Source organism: Ferrimonas sp. YIN67 (assembly GCF_057219095.1).
Genome location: NZ_JBXVVJ010000007.1, coordinates 89,662 through 103,245, shown reverse-complemented (window position 1 = coordinate 103,245; position 13,584 = coordinate 89,662). Strand labels below are relative to the sequence as shown.

General features: G+C 60.4%; 12 protein-coding genes and 1 other RNA gene. 10 read left to right on the top strand and 3 right to left on the bottom strand.

Annotated features, from left to right (window positions below; all coding sequences use genetic code 11):
- Positions 1-167: 167 nt before the first annotated feature.
- From AC2D8U_RS14995 to AC2D8U_RS14970, 6 genes are all read left to right on the top strand, one after another.
- Positions 168-1,799, top strand: coding sequence for an ATPase RavA domain-containing protein (locus AC2D8U_RS14995; RefSeq protein ID WP_484619886.1), 1,632 nt, complete (start codon positions 168-170; stop codon positions 1,797-1,799).
- The gene (locus tag AC2D8U_RS14990; RefSeq protein ID WP_484619885.1) at positions 1,789-3,282 is read left to right on the top strand and encodes a VWA domain-containing protein; all 1,494 of its coding nucleotides are present in this window, start codon (positions 1,789-1,791) and stop codon (positions 3,280-3,282) included. Before AC2D8U_RS14995 ends, AC2D8U_RS14990 begins: the two co-directional genes overlap by 11 nt.
- A 148-nt stretch (positions 3,283-3,430) precedes the next feature.
- Positions 3,431-3,712 (top strand): YihD family protein, encoded by a 282-nt coding sequence (locus AC2D8U_RS14985; protein WP_484619884.1) that lies wholly within the window; start codon positions 3,431-3,433, stop codon positions 3,710-3,712.
- A gap of 208 nt (positions 3,713-3,920) precedes the next feature.
- Positions 3,921-4,448: a DUF2937 family protein gene (locus AC2D8U_RS14980; RefSeq protein ID WP_484619883.1), complete on the top strand. Its 528-nt coding sequence runs from the start codon at positions 3,921-3,923 to the stop codon at positions 4,446-4,448.
- 72 nt (positions 4,449-4,520) lie between these two features.
- The gene (locus AC2D8U_RS14975; RefSeq protein WP_484619882.1) at positions 4,521-4,982 is read left to right on the top strand and encodes a rhodanese-like domain-containing protein; all 462 of its coding nucleotides are present in this window, start codon (positions 4,521-4,523) and stop codon (positions 4,980-4,982) included.
- A gap of 118 nt (positions 4,983-5,100) precedes the next feature.
- Positions 5,101-5,925 carry a DUF2797 domain-containing protein gene (locus tag AC2D8U_RS14970; protein WP_484619881.1) on the top strand — a complete coding sequence of 275 codons (825 nt, stop codon included), beginning with the start codon at positions 5,101-5,103 and terminating at the stop codon, positions 5,923-5,925.
- A gap of 297 nt (positions 5,926-6,222) precedes the next feature.
- On the opposite strand, the gene AC2D8U_RS14965 is transcribed toward AC2D8U_RS14970, so the two are convergent.
- The 3 genes from AC2D8U_RS14965 to AC2D8U_RS14955 form a co-directional block, all read right to left on the bottom strand.
- Positions 6,223-6,810, bottom strand: a complete 588-nt coding sequence (locus AC2D8U_RS14965; RefSeq protein WP_484619880.1) for a 5-formyltetrahydrofolate cyclo-ligase — start codon at positions 6,808-6,810, stop codon at positions 6,223-6,225.
- 1,399 nt (positions 6,811-8,209) lie between these two features.
- Positions 8,210-8,388, bottom strand: a non-coding RNA gene (gene ssrS, locus AC2D8U_RS14960) — 6S RNA.
- Positions 8,389-8,421: 33 nt separating this feature from the next.
- Positions 8,422-8,778, bottom strand: a complete 357-nt coding sequence (locus AC2D8U_RS14955; RefSeq protein WP_484619879.1) for a cell division protein ZapA — start codon at positions 8,776-8,778, stop codon at positions 8,422-8,424.
- 132 nt (positions 8,779-8,910) lie between these two features.
- Between AC2D8U_RS14955 and AC2D8U_RS14950 the strand changes: the two genes are divergently transcribed.
- The 4 genes from AC2D8U_RS14950 to AC2D8U_RS14935 all read left to right on the top strand — a co-directional run bounded on the left by AC2D8U_RS14950 (position 8,911) and on the right by AC2D8U_RS14935 (position 13,438).
- Positions 8,911-9,483, top strand: a complete 573-nt coding sequence (locus AC2D8U_RS14950) for a UPF0149 family protein (RefSeq protein WP_484619878.1) — start codon at positions 8,911-8,913, stop codon at positions 9,481-9,483.
- 26 nt (positions 9,484-9,509) lie between these two features.
- A complete protein-coding gene (pepP, locus tag AC2D8U_RS14945) occupies positions 9,510-10,814 on the top strand; it encodes a Xaa-Pro aminopeptidase (protein WP_484619877.1) in 1,305 nt (434 codons plus the stop codon).
- Positions 10,811-11,998 carry a 2-octaprenyl-6-methoxyphenyl hydroxylase gene (ubiH, locus tag AC2D8U_RS14940; RefSeq protein WP_484619876.1) on the top strand — a complete coding sequence of 396 codons (1,188 nt, stop codon included), beginning with the start codon at positions 10,811-10,813 and terminating at the stop codon, positions 11,996-11,998. The genes pepP and ubiH overlap by 4 nt, the downstream gene beginning before the upstream one ends.
- A gap of 252 nt (positions 11,999-12,250) precedes the next feature.
- A complete protein-coding gene (locus AC2D8U_RS14935; RefSeq protein WP_484619875.1) occupies positions 12,251-13,438 on the top strand; it encodes an FAD-dependent oxidoreductase in 1,188 nt (395 codons plus the stop codon).
- Positions 13,439-13,584: the final 146 nt, after the last annotated feature.

Here is a 13,584-nt window from a genome sequence, read left to right as displayed (position 1 = left end):
AGATCCGGTTGTTGGCCCATGGGGGCAGCCGGTTCGGCCGCCCGATTTGGGCGCAAAGGCACCGTAAAGAGTTGTGTTCAGGCGGGCGAAGGTCGCCTGGAATAAATTGCCATGGCCAGTCCCTCCATTCTTGATGGGCTGGTGTTTATTTTTTGGGGTAATCAAAGATGTACGATGACCAGCAACGCCTAGCCATTCGGATCTCCCGCTTGGTGGGGGCCCTATCCACCGGCGTTTACGAGCGGGATCGCGCCTTTAAACTCTGTCTGTTGGCGGCGCTGACCGGCGAGAGTGTGTTCCTGCTGGGCCCGCCGGGGATCGGGAAATCCCTGGTGGCACGCCGCATCATGCATGCCTTCGAGGAGGGGGGCGCCTTTGAATACCTGATGAACCGCTTCTCTACGCCGGAGGAGTTGTTTGGCCCCCTGTCGATCCAGGCCCTTAAGGACGAGGGGCGCTATGTGCGTCTGACTGAGGGCTATCTGCCCGAGGCCAGCGTGGTGTTCCTGGATGAGATCTGGAAGGCGGGCCCGGCGATCCTCAACACCCTACTGACCGTGGTGAACGAGAAGGTTTACCGCAATGGCAACCAGACCCTGAAGGTGCCGATGCGCCTGCTGATCACCGCCTCCAACGAACTGCCCGATGGCGACTCCAGCCTGGAGCCACTGTACGATCGCATGCTGCTGAGGGTTTACGCGGATCGGGTGTCCCAGAAGCAGCACTTCAAGGTGATGGTGAACGACAGCGCCGACATGTACGCGGATCCCGTGCCCAGTGATCTGAAGATCACCGAGGCGGAATACGGCGACTGGCAGCAGGGGGTGAAGGCGGTCAGCCTGCCCGACAGTTGCTTCGAGAAGATCTACCAGCTCAAGATGCTGGTGGAGGAGCGCCAGGAGGAGCACCCGGAGCTGGATCTCTATATCTCGGACCGGCGCTGGAAAAAATCGGTCTCGCTGCTCAAGGCCAGCGCTTTCTACAACGGCCGCATGACGGTTTCGCCCACGGATATTCTGATCCTGCGCAACTGTCTGTGGCGGGATCTGCCCACCCGCGAATTGGTGCAGACCGCCATGAGCCAGTATGCCCGGGAGGTCGCGTTCGATCAGAGCGAGATCCGCCAGCAACTGCTGTTCCTGCACGCCGAGCTCGATCGGCTTGGCGCCCTGCGGGCGGATGCCCTGACGCCGCGTACGGTGAAAACCAATGGTCTTCGCGGTGAACGGGTTGAGCTGGATCTCAATGAGGCCAACCTGACCAACCGGGCCGGGGTGGGTGAGATGGTGGTGCTGTTGCCACTGACCGGTCAGAGCCCGATGCATGCCGATCTGGATGAGCCGACGCTGCAGGTGCAGATCGCCGCCAGTGAGCTGCAGAAGCTGGTGGCTCAGGGAGGCGGGACGGTCCCAGGTTTTATCAATGATCACGACAAACAGAGCTATGCCATCAAGGTGGGGTTGGATGCGGAGCATCGTCTGGTGCTCAAGGATGTGGCCAACCGTGAGGTGCTGGTGGCGGCCCTGGGACCCTGGCCGGTCAGTCGCCTGACCCGTCAGGAGTGGCAAGATACCCTGGATGAGATCGGCAGCGCCGTGGGCAAGCTGGAGCAGAAGCTGCAGGAGCAACGGACTCTGTTTAATCGCACCGTGCCCCACAACTTCATCGATACGGATCTGACCGATATGGTGCGGGAGAGCCTGGATGAGCTGGCCGAGCAGATGTTGGCTCTGCGTCAGGGGATGGCCGAGGGCGCACGCCTGTGGGACACCATAGTGAGTGCCTACGATGCCCAGTGAGGCGGGCGGCTTTCAGCCCTCTCCGGTGGATCGCGCCGCGGCCGATCCTGGCCACCAGATCGCCCTGGGCGGTCTGGTGGGACGTCTGGTCAAGGAGCGACGGGATCAGATCCGTAGCCAACTCCAGCAACAGCGACCCGGCCAGAGCAACGGCCTGGTTCGGGCGCTGGATGATGAGCTGAACCGGTGGGGCCATCAGCTTGAAGCGGTGCTCAAGGGGCAGCCTCTGCCTCCCAAGGCGCGTCGGGAGATCACCCTGCTGGAAGTGGCCCGGGATCAGGACGTGGCCCAGTTCCTGGCGGAGCTGGATGCGGTGCGCCTGCAGTTGATTGGACACTCTCCCATGGCTGAGGAGCTCGCCCGCTTTGCCCAGGAGTTGAAGGGATTACCGAGCCACCGTCAGGCGGCGGCCAAGGAAGCCTTTCTGGATCAGTGGCAGAGCAGCCTGGAGCATCGCTATCTGGCGGATCAGCTAGGGATGCTGGACAAGCAGCGTCAGCAACTGCTCGAAGATCTGTACAAGCGGATGGAGGGCGCCGAGGCGTTGAGCGAGCTGATCCCCGTGGATACTCCAGGGGAAGCCGGGCGCCTGTGGGATATGGCCGATGTGGCCCTGTCCCAGCGCCAGCGGCGGGATCTGGGTCAGCTGGCCAACTGGCTCAGCCGCCAGGCGCAGATCCAGACCCTGGCCGCCGAGCTGGGTAAGATGGCTCATGCCGCCAATGCCGGGCGGGTGCGCCGGGTTAAGGAAGCTTCGCCCAAGCGGGAGGTGCGGCCCAGCCCGTTGCCAGAGGAAGTGGTGGGCGTGCAGCAGGGCAAAGATCTGGGGCGCCTGCTGGCGGTGGCCATGTCGCTGCTCTCCACCGAGGAGCTGGAGCTGCTGTTCTACAAGCAGTTGATCGATGCTCAGCTGCTGATCTACCAGATGCGTGGCAAGCAGCCGGTGGCGGGCAAGGTGAAGAACGTGTTTCGTGCCCGGCCCAGCGAGGCGATGGAGCATGGTGGGCCCTTTATTCTCTGTGTCGATACTTCGGCATCCATGACCGGCTATCCGGAGCGCTGTGCCAAGGCACTGGCGTTGGCCCTGGCCAGGCTGGCGGTGCGCGATGGCCGGGAGTGCCGAGTGCTGATCTTCTCCACCCGCGTGGTGTCGTTCGATCTGACCGGAGCCTCGGGCCTGAGTCAGTTGCGGGATTTTCTCGGTTACCAGTTTCATGGGGGCACCGATCTGGGTCCCTGCCTGGATCAGGCTTGTGACAGCCTCAAGGAGAGCCTGTTCAGCAACGCCGATGTGCTGATGGTGTCGGACTTTATCGCCCCCCGCTTCCAGAGCGATCGCCTGGCACGGATCGATCAGGCCCGTCAGGGTGGCACCCGCTTCCATGCCGTGCCCCTGTCGAAACATGGTAACCCCAGCCTGCTGGCCCAGTTTGATCGCCGCTGGCCCATCGATACCAGCCTGGGACAACGCTTCGGCCGCTAGCGCGTTACCACGCCGGGTTCAATGCCTCGGCAAAAGCGATTGACCCAATCGGTCTCACATAATCTCTGTCATTTGTGCGCCCCGTGTGGATAATCCCAGGCAAGTTTCGTTTTGGGGCATGTCCCCCCTCAGGGTCGAAGGAGTACCTATGTCCTGTCATCGCATTGATGAATTGATTGAACTGCTGGAGCCCGTGTGGCAGAAAAACCAGGATCTGAACCTGGCCCAGATGCTGGTCAAGCTGGCACAGGAGTCGGGTTTCGATGGCAAGCTGGAAGAGCTGACCGACGACGTGCTGATCTATCACCTGAAGATGCAGGAAACCGGCGACGGCAAGATGATCCCCGGGATCGCCAAGGACTACGTCGAGGACTTTGACTGGAAGAACGCCATCCTCAAGGCCCGCGGCTTTGAGGAGGGGGAGCGCTAATTCCCCCTCGAAGCACCCGTGTTATCACGCCCCGCCCAGCCATAAGGTTGAGCGGGGCGTTTGTTTCAGTCTTTATTTCCTCGGTAGCTCGGTTCAGTCTTTGCGGCGGTTTCCATGCCATATCCCGACCCGTTAAACCGACTGGCGCTTGAGTCATCCCCCCACTGTGTCGCTATGATGGGTCAATAGCCCAGATTGGATCCCCGTTATGATCAAGGATTACCTCCGCCTCTCCCTGTTTGTCTGTTGTGTGTTGCTCGGGGTGCAGATCCCGGGATTTGTCGATCTCTACCAGCAGAGGTTGGAGGCCCATGTGATCGAGGCGCGACTGGGGCTTCAGGGATTTCAGTCCACGGCGGACCGCTATTTTGCCGGCGATCTGGGGGATCTGATCCTCCACTATAAGCAGAACCCGGATCCCGTGTTTCGTCGGGATGGGGATTCCATCGGGGCCCTGGTGGCCCGGGTGGATACCCTGATCCTGGAGCAGGCGGCCATGTCCCGAGGGCACCTGGCTGCGGTGTGGCACCTGGCCACCGGGGCAGATCCCCAACTGCGCCAGGAGACGCTGATGGGGTACAGCTACCGAGTGATCCTTTCGCCACTGGCCATCGCCTGGGGTCTGGCCCTGGCCCTGTTGCTGAGCCTGGGCTGTGAGAGTGCCGGCCGTTTCTGCTTCTGGTGTTGCCGTCCGCGCAAAACGGCAGAAAGGGCTAAGGCCACGGCAAAGGCCTGATACTCGCCCTCGCCCCCTTTACTCTGGACTTGGCTAAGATCAGGACAGGGCGTTAAAGAAAGAGGGAATGCCATGATCCGGAACAAATTGATTTTCCTGTTGATGGCGGCGGTGTTGATCGCCCTGGTGAGCACCTCGCTGGCAGCTGAGGATGAAAAGAGTCGCTACCTGTCCGGTGCCAAGGCCGGGGTGGTGGAGATCACTCCAGAGCAACTGCGCAGCCGGTTGGCCGGTGAGGCGCCTCCCGTGGTGCTGGATGTGCGCACCTTTACCGAGCGGGAGCGGGGCAGAACCATTACGGAAGAGGAACTGCACCTGCCTCGAGGCTTTCTCGAGTTTAAGGCCTGGGAGATGGTACCGAGGGACGTGGAGGTGGTGATCTATTGTGGCACAGGTGGGCGCAGTGCCCTGGCGGTCAAGACCTTGCAGCAGATGGGCTGGGACAAGGTGGTGAGTTTAAAGGGGGGGATCACCGACTTCTATGAGTCCGTGGGCGAGGAGTGCGGCTGCATCGAGTTGCCCTTTGATAATTAGCCGAGAGCCTGGTGTTCCGATGGGGGCAATCGTGCCGATGGCGGTGATCGGCACTTTCCCTTTATCAGTGCCTTGATACACTGGCGTTTTCTGACTCTTTCTAAAGGAAGCGAGCGCCATGCAAGGCACCCTTTCCAAGATGGCGGTGGCGCTGGGTTGTGATTCTGCGCCCACTACCGCCCAATACGCCCTCCGTGTCGGTGAAGCGAAGCTCCCCCTCAATGCATTGATCGGTCAGCCCCTGACTCTGAACTACACGGGTAAGATCTTCTGTGATGCCTGTGGCCGCAAGACCAGCAAGAGCTACTCCCAGGGTCACTGCTTTCCCTGCATGAAGAAGCTGGCCCGCTGTGACATGTGCATCATGAAGCCGGAAACCTGCCACTATGCCCAGGGCACCTGTCGTGAGCCCGAATGGGGCGAGCAGCACTGCATGATCCCTCACACCGTCTACCTGGCTAATACCTCGGGCCTCAAGGTGGGGATCACTCGGCAGTTGCCGACCCGCTGGCTGGATCAGGGGGCCACCCAGGCCCTGCCGATCCTGCGGGTGGCGACCCGCCAGCTGTCGGGTCTGGTGGAGATCGAGCTGGCCAAGCTGGTGGCGGACAAGACCAATTGGCGCGCCATGCTCAAAGGCGCCGGGGCCGAGGTGGATCTGAAAGCCGAGGCGGCCCGGTTGCTGCCGGCGATCGAAGAGAAGCTTGCCGAGCTGGGTGCTCAGTTTGGCGTGGGCAGCATAGAGCGACTGGATGAGTCTCAGATTGAGATCGATTATCCGGTGGATCAGTACCCGGTGAAGATTGCCTCCCACAACTTTGATAAGGCACCGACCGTGTCCGGAGTGTTGCTGGGGATCAAGGGCCAGTACCTGATCTTCGATACCGGAGTGATCAATATCCGCAAGTTCACCGGTTATGAGGTTGAGGTGACGGCGGGCTAGGCTCTAGGGGAGAGCCTAGGTTCTAGGAAAGAGCCTAGGTTCTAGGAAAAGCCTGGGTACTAGGGAAAAGCCTGGGTACTAGGGAAAAGCCTGGGTACTAGGGAAGCGCCTGGGTACTAGGGAAAAGCTTGGGTACTAGGGAAGCGCCTGGGTTCCAGGAAAAGCCGATGCTTTGATGTTCTACCTAGCACCTAGGACCTGCTCTTCCTCGTACCTGGCTCCTGCTCTTCCTAGAACCTGCTCTTCCTAGTACCTAGCACCTGCTCTACCTGGCACCTGGCACCTGGCACTGAGCCCTTAGCGATCAAACAGGATCAGACCATCCTGGGTGGCGACGCCATCCAGGGGGACATCCCATTCTGCGGCATGGAGTTTATCGACGCATTGGCAGCCGTGTGCCAGGCCGATAAGGGTCGGGCGCTGGGCGGCGGTGTAGCCGCCCAGGGTGCGGTCGTAGAAGCCGCCGCCCATCCCCAAGCGATTGCCATTGTTGTCATAGCCCACCAGGGGCAACAGGATCACGTCCAGTTCCTGCAGCGGGATCATCTCCTGCTTTGAACGAATGGGTTCAGGAATGCCGAACTGGTTTTCCACCATGGGTTGACCCGGCGCGTAGGATTGGAATATCAGCTGCTCATCGTTGAAAGGGTGCATCATTGGCAGGGCCAGGCGTTTGCCACGGGCGTGGAGAACCTCTGCCAGGATATGGGGATCGATCTCCCCGTCGGCGGCCATATAGAGGGCGACCTGGCTGGCGTGCTGGAGCAGGCTGTGGTCCGGCAGGTGAGTGGCCAGGCCAATGGCGGCCTGTTTTTGTTGTTCATGGCTCAGGCTGCGGCGCTTATGGCGCAATTTTTGGCGAAGCGGGTGACGGTGTTCCTTCATACCGGTTCTCTGCTGGCTCGGGATTGGTTAAGAGTGAGACCTGAAGCGAAGAAAGGCAAGGAGGCGTGAAGGGAGGGGGGATCGCCTCGTTGGGTTTGCTGTGTCAGGTCGCTGCGCTGCGCCGAAATGTCAGTTGGGGTGTTAGATCAGGTCGCTGCGCTGAGATGTCAGATCAGGTCGCGCTACTCTGAGGCGTCAGATTACGTCGCTGCGCTGAGATGTCAGATTACGTCGCTGCGCTGAGATGTCAGATTACGTCGCTGCGCTGAGATGTCAGATTACGTCGCTGCGCTGAGATGTCAGATTACGTCGCTGCGCTGAGATGTCAGATTACGTCGCTGCGCTGAGATGTCAGATTACGTCGCTGCGCTGAGATGTCAGATTACGTCGCTGCGCTGAGATGTCAGATTACGTCGCTGCGCTGAGATGTCAGATTACGTCGCTGCGCTGAGATGTCAGATTACGTCGCTGCGCTGAGATGTCAGATTACGTCGCTGCGCTGAGATGTCAGATTACGTCGCTGCGCTGAGATGTCAGATTACGTCGCTGCGCTGAGATGTCAGATTACGTCGCTGCGCTGAGATGTCAGATTACGTCGCTGCGCTGAGATGTCAGATTACGTCGCTGCGCTGAGATGTCAGATTACGTCGCTGCGCTGAGATGTCAGATTACGTCGCTGCGCTGAGATGTCAGATTACGTCGCTGCGCTGAGATGTCAGATTACGTCGCTGCGCTGAGATGTCAGATTACGTCGCTGCGCTGAGATGTCAGATTACGTCGCTGCGCTGAGATGTCAGATTACGTCGCTGCGCTGAGATGTCAGATTACGTCGCTGCGCTGAGATGTCAGATTACGTCGCTGCGCTGAGATGTCAGATTACGTCGCTGCGCTGAGATGTCAGATTACGTCGCTGCGCTGAGATGTCAGATTACGTCGCTGCGCTGAGATGTCAGATTACGTCGCTGCGCTGAGATGTCAGATTACGTCGCTGCGCTGAGATGTCAGATTACGTCGCTGCGCTGAGATGTCAGATTACGTCGCTGCGCGACTAATCTAACCTACGGAGCTATCAGCTATCAGCTATCAGCTATCAGCTATCAGCTATCAGCTATCAGCTATCAGCTATCAGTTCGGGGGGAGTTGCTCTCCAAAGTGCCGCTGCTGTGGTGTAAGGAGTGCCCTTGAACCGCGGGGGTTCGGGAATTGATCGATAGGTAAGTTGCTCTCCAAAGTGCCGCTNGTTGCTCTCCAAAGTGCCGCTGCTGTGGTGTAAGGAGTGCCCTTGAACCGCGGGGGTTCGGGAATTGATCGATAGGTAAGTTGCTCTCCAAAGTGCCGCTGCTGTGGTGTAAGGAGTGCCCTTGAACCGCGGGGGTTCGGGAATTGATCGATAGGTAAGTTGCTCTCCAAAGTGCCGCTGCGGCGTAAAGCCCTTGAACCGTAAGTTCAAGGCGGGAGCCCTATCCGTGCTTTCGGCTTCTCGGTCAGGCCGAGCATGCACAGCCGCACAGTTAAGACACCCTGGGGTTGTAAGCATCGGCCAGGGACATTTGCTACTGGCGAACACCTCAGAGAGCGAATTTGAGTGTAGGAAAAAGCCGGTGCTTTGTCCTAAACGTCGAGATCAGTGTAAGGAGCCTGGGATCCGGGTTCAACCGTTTTTGGTCGAGTTTGCAGTCGTTCGGACAAAGCCTGCTCAATCGTGTCTTGTAACAGATTGATCCTCTGCTGCATTTGTCTTTTATCCAGCTGTTGCTGTTGTTCGTTCTGCATCAGCTCATGGGTCAGGTTCAGTGCGGCCATCACCGCCAGCTGTTCCAGGTTGCCCAGGCCGGTACGCTGCTTGAGCTGGTCCATGCGCTGATTCAGTTGCCCGGCAACGGCTTGCAGCTGTTGGGTCTGATCCGCCGGACAGGCAACGGTAAAGCTTTTTCCCAGAACGTGGATGTCGATTGTGTCTTTACTCATGATGGCACCGCAGTTGCTCTTTCCTGGTGTGTACGCCGCCAGCCTGAAAGGGCCCTGCAGCCGGGCCTTGGTGGAGCGTGTCGCCCCGCCATGATAGCATGTCTGCGACTTATAACCTCGGAACTTCTTGCCATGAAATGCAACACGCCTTTACTGCTCAATAAGCTGCAAACTGCCCTGGACGCGGAGAAAATTGCGGTCCTGCCGGCGGAGATCCACGGTGTCCTCACCGGCCTGGTGTGCGGTGGGGTGGCGGTGGATGGCAAAGCCTGGCAGCAACCTTTCCTGGAGCTGACTAACGATGGCCAGCCGATGTCCGAGCACCTCAGTGGCATCGTACTGGAGCTTTACAAGGATGTGGTCAACTCCCTGGTGGATCCTGAGATGATCTTTGCCCCCCTGCTGGCGGATGAGGACGATCCCCTGTCTGATCGCTTGGAGGCCTTCATCAACTGGACCCAGAGCTTCCTGACCGGTCTGGCCTTTATTCAGCCCGCCCTGGATAAGGCATCGCCGGACGTGAAGGAGTTGATCCAGGATCTGACCGACTTTACTCAGGTGGAGCTGGAGGTGGAGGATAACGAGGAGAACGAAGAGGGCTTTGCCGCATTGGTCGAGCACGCCCGTATTGCGGCCTGGGAATGCCTGCGGGAATTCCGGGGCCTGGATGACGATGAGGAAGCGGCGCCGAAGACGCTGCACTGATAACCCACAATAAGGAATTGCCCCTGATGGATCTTTTTGCCCAACACCGACGCCGTTTGATGGATCAACTGCCCGAGGGGGCAGTGGCCCTGATCCATGGGGCTTCGGAATGCACCCGCTCCAATGACACAGAGTATCGCTTCCGCCAGGACAGCGATTTTTTCTACCTGACCGGTTTTAATGAGCCTGATGCGGTGCTGTTGTTGCGCCCGGGGCAGATCCCGGAGACGGTGATCTTCGTTCGCCCCAAGGATGAACTGATGGAGATCTGGCACGGTCGCCGTCTCGGCGCCGAGGCGGCACCCAAGGTGTTGGGGCTGGAGCAGGCCCATCCCCTGGAGGAGATGGAGGGCCAACTGGTCTCCTTGATCAGCGGAGCTCAGGTGCTGCTCTATCGCCCCGGTCAGTCGACCCAGGAGGATAGCCTGGTGTCCACCCTGCTGACCAAGCTGCGTGGCGGGTTGCGTCAAGGCCTCACTGCGCCGGTAAGCATGCAGGATCTGCGTCTGCCCTTGCACGAGTTGCGCCTGCATAAGAGTGAGACGGAAGTGGCGATCATGGCCCGGGCAGCGGAGATCAGCGCACGGGCCCACTGCCGGGCGATGCAGGTGACAAAGCCTGGGATGTTTGAGTACCAGCTTGAGGCGGAGATCCGCCATGAGTGTGCCATGGCCGGCGCGCCTGAGATGGCCTACGGCACCATCGTCGGTGGGGGGGACAACGCTTGTATCCTGCACTACACCGAGAACCAGGATCTGCTGGAGGAGGGCGATCTGGTCTTGATCGATGCCGGTTGTGAGTTGGGGGGCTATGCCGCCGACATCACTCGGACCTTCCCGATCAGCGGCCGCTTCAGCCCGGAGCAGGCAGCCCTGTACCAGCTGGTGCTGGATGCCGAGCAGGCCGCCATCGCCATGATGAAGCCTGGGGTGTCCATCAAGGACGCCAACGAGGTGGTGCTGGAGATCCTGGTGTCGGGCCTGGTGAAGCTGGGGATCCTGCAGGGCGATGTGGCTGAGCTTATCGCCGAGGAGGCGTACAAGCCCTTCTATATGCATGGCCTGGGTCACTGGCTGGGGATGGATGTGCACGATGTGGGGGACTACCACCATGCGGATCGCCGTCGTCCGCTGTGCCCGGGCATGGTGCTGACCATCGAGCCGGGCCTCTACATCGCGCCCGATGCGGAGGTGGATCCCAAGTGGCGCGGGATCGGCATTCGTATCGAGGATAACGTGGTGATCACCACCGAGGGACACCAAGTCCTGACGGCCGGGGTGCCGACCGAGATCGCCGAGATCGAAGCCTTGATGGCTGGAGCGCGGGCATGAGCGAATGCTTCGATATCGCCATCGTCGGGGGCGCCATGACGGGCGCTACCCTGGCCTTGGCGTTGTCGACCCAGCCTCGTCCCGATGGTGGGCGTTGGCGCATTGCCGTGATTGAGGCGCAGGATCCGGCGAAGCTGGCCCACCCGGGCTTTGACAGCCGGGCCATTGCATTGGCTCAGGGCTCGGTACAGCGTCTGGCGCAATTGGGTCTCTGGTCGGCCATGTCGGCCCACGGTGCTCCCATCACCCGCATTCAGGTGTCCGATCAAGGCCACTTTGGTGGCCTGAGCATGACGGCCGAGGAGTACGGGGTCGAGGCGCTGGGGCAGGTGGTTGAACTGGAGCGGATCGGTCCAGTGCTGTGGCAGAAGCTGGCTGAGCAGCCGGTGAGCCGCTTCTGCCCCGATGGGCTGGCCAGCCTGACGCAACATCAGGACCATGTCCGTCTGACGCTGACTTCGGGCAGGGAATTGACGGCCAAGTTGGTGGTCGGGGCCGATGGTACAGCCTCCGGAGTACGCCAGGCCTTGGGGCTTGAGCTGAGGCGCAGTGCGTATCAGCAGACGGCAGTGATCGCCAATGTGCGGACACAGCATCACGGTGGCGATGCGTTTGAACGCTTCACCCGGCAGGGGCCCCTGGCGATGCTGCCGATGTGTGATCACCGCTACTCCCTGGTCTGGGTGCAATCCTCGGAGGAGGCACAGCGGCGGATGGCGCTGGAGGAGGCGGCCTTTGCCCAGGAGCTGCAACAGGCGTTTGGCTACCGCTTGGGCGCCATCGAGCGGGTTGGTCAGAGGGCCAGTTACCCTCTGGCGCTGTGCAAGGCTGAGGCGATCCGCCACCACCGCTGTGTCTTGGTGGGCAATGCTGCCCAGACGGTACACCCCATTGCTGGCCAGGGCTTTAACCTGGGTTTGCGGGACGTACATACTCTGGCTGATCTGCTCAAGGGCGTATCGGATCCCGGCGCCTTTGGGGTGTTGCACCAGTATGAGCGGCTGCGCAAAGACGATCGTGGCCGAACCACAGGGGTGACGGACCTGCTGGTACGCCTCTTCTCCAATGACTCCCGTGCCATGGCCTTGGGGCGCAATACCGGGTTGCTGGCGATGAGTCTGCTGCCCGGGCTTAAAGCCAGCCTGGCTCATCAAGCGATGGGCTGGCGGGCGGAACGTCGCTAGGCCGAAGCCTAGATACTAGGGAAGAGCCTAGGGTCTAGGGGAGAGCCTGGGGTGTAGGGAAGAGCCTGGGGTCTAGGGAAGAGCCTGGGGTCTAGGGAAGAGCCTGGGGTCTAGGAAAGAGCCTGGGGTCTAGGAAAGAGCCTGGGGTCTAGGGAAGAGCTGAGTAAGCTCCTGCTAGGGTCCAGGCCCTAGCACCTAGCGCCTAGCACCTAGCACCTAGAACCAAAATTAACATTTTCAGAGGTTTGTTGGATGATCCAGACACACTCGGTCGATATCGCCGTCGTAGGGGGCGGGATGGTCGGCATGGCCACGGCGCTGGGGCTGGCCCAGGCGGGTTTCCAGGTGGCGGTGGTGGAGCGGGCCGAGCCCCAGGCGGTCTGTGGTGAGCCTCGCCTGCGGGTTTCGGCCATCAACCGCGCCAGTGAGCGCTGGCTGAAACAGCTGGGAGCCTGGCCACTGCTGCCCCAGGCGCGTTTGTCACCCTACGATGCCATGGAGGTCTGGGATAAGGACAGCCTGGGCAAGATAGGCTTTGATGCGGATCTGCTGGAGCAACCGGATCTGGGCCATATCATCGAGAATGATGCCCTCGCCCACGCCCTGTGGCAGCGTAGCCTGTCCCAGGAGGGGATCCGTCGTTTCATTGCCACGCCCCAGAGCCTGGCCCTGGGAGAGCGGGAAGCCTGGTTGACCCTGGACAGTGGAGAGATGATCACCGCCCGCCTGCTGCTGGCGGCCGATGGGGCACACTCCTGGTTGCGGCAACAGGCGCAGATCCCCCTGGTGTTTCGTGATTATGGCCATCATGCCCTGGTGGCGACCGTGCGCACTCAGCACCCTCATGGGGGGATCGCGCGTCAGGTATTTTTGCCCGAGGGGCCACTGGCCCTGCTCCCCCTGACCGATCCCCACCTGTGCTCCATTGTCTGGTCGCAACCTCCTGCCCAGGCTGAATCAATGAAACAGGCAGCACCCGAGGCATTCTCTGGGGCGTTGACGATGGCCACCGAGGCTCGATTGGGCAGTCTGGCGCTGGCGTCTGAGCGGATCGTTTTTCCCCTGACCATGCGCTACGCCAAGGACTTTGTGCGGCCCCGCCTGGCCCTGCTCGGGGACGCGGCCCACACCATTCATCCCCTGGCTGGACAGGGGGTGAACCTGGGATTGGGCGATGGCATGGAGTTGGTTCGAGTGCTGGGGGAGGCGCGCAATGGCCAATGGGACATCGGCGATGAGCGCCTGTTGCAGCGCTATGGCCGGGCCCGTAAGGCGGCGGCCCAGGAGATGCTGGCGGCTATGGACGGATTCCGCTGGCTGTTTGCCGGCAGCCATCCATTGAAAAAGGGTCTTAGAGATCTGGGTCTGAGTTTGATAAATCAGGCCGGACCGGTAAAAAAATTGCTGTTAAAGAGAGCTTTAGGCTTGGAGGCCAGATAGCGCCTGACTCTCGTTATCGCCCTGTCCTGTGGGAAACTGGCTGAATCTCAGATGATCGCACTAACCAATGGATGAAACGGTATACAGTCTTTTTGTGATGGGTATAATGCGCCTCAAAAGAGTGGCGTGATCCATCTCTCGCTCAG

Coding starts and splice junctions, on each gene's coding strand:
- AC2D8U_RS14935 (WP_484619875.1), top strand. CDS start 12,251: ATGATCCAGACACACTCGGTCGATATCGCCGTCGTAGGGGGCGGGATG.
- pepP (WP_484619877.1), top strand. CDS start 9,510: ATGGATCTTTTTGCCCAACACCGACGCCGTTTGATGGATCAACTGCCC.
- AC2D8U_RS14955 (WP_484619879.1), bottom strand. CDS start 8,778: ATGAGTAAAGACACAATCGACATCCACGTTCTGGGAAAAAGCTTTACC.
- AC2D8U_RS14995 (WP_484619886.1), top strand. CDS start 168: ATGTACGATGACCAGCAACGCCTAGCCATTCGGATCTCCCGCTTGGTG.
- AC2D8U_RS14950 (WP_484619878.1), top strand. CDS start 8,911: ATGAAATGCAACACGCCTTTACTGCTCAATAAGCTGCAAACTGCCCTG.
- AC2D8U_RS14980 (WP_484619883.1), top strand. CDS start 3,921: ATGATCAAGGATTACCTCCGCCTCTCCCTGTTTGTCTGTTGTGTGTTG.
- AC2D8U_RS14965 (WP_484619880.1), bottom strand. CDS start 6,810: ATGAAGGAACACCGTCACCCGCTTCGCCAAAAATTGCGCCATAAGCGC.
- AC2D8U_RS14970 (WP_484619881.1), top strand. CDS start 5,101: ATGCAAGGCACCCTTTCCAAGATGGCGGTGGCGCTGGGTTGTGATTCT.
- AC2D8U_RS14990 (WP_484619885.1), top strand. CDS start 1,789: ATGCCCAGTGAGGCGGGCGGCTTTCAGCCCTCTCCGGTGGATCGCGCC.
- AC2D8U_RS14975 (WP_484619882.1), top strand. CDS start 4,521: ATGATCCGGAACAAATTGATTTTCCTGTTGATGGCGGCGGTGTTGATC.
- AC2D8U_RS14985 (WP_484619884.1), top strand. CDS start 3,431: ATGTCCTGTCATCGCATTGATGAATTGATTGAACTGCTGGAGCCCGTG.
- ubiH (WP_484619876.1), top strand. CDS start 10,811: ATGAGCGAATGCTTCGATATCGCCATCGTCGGGGGCGCCATGACGGGC.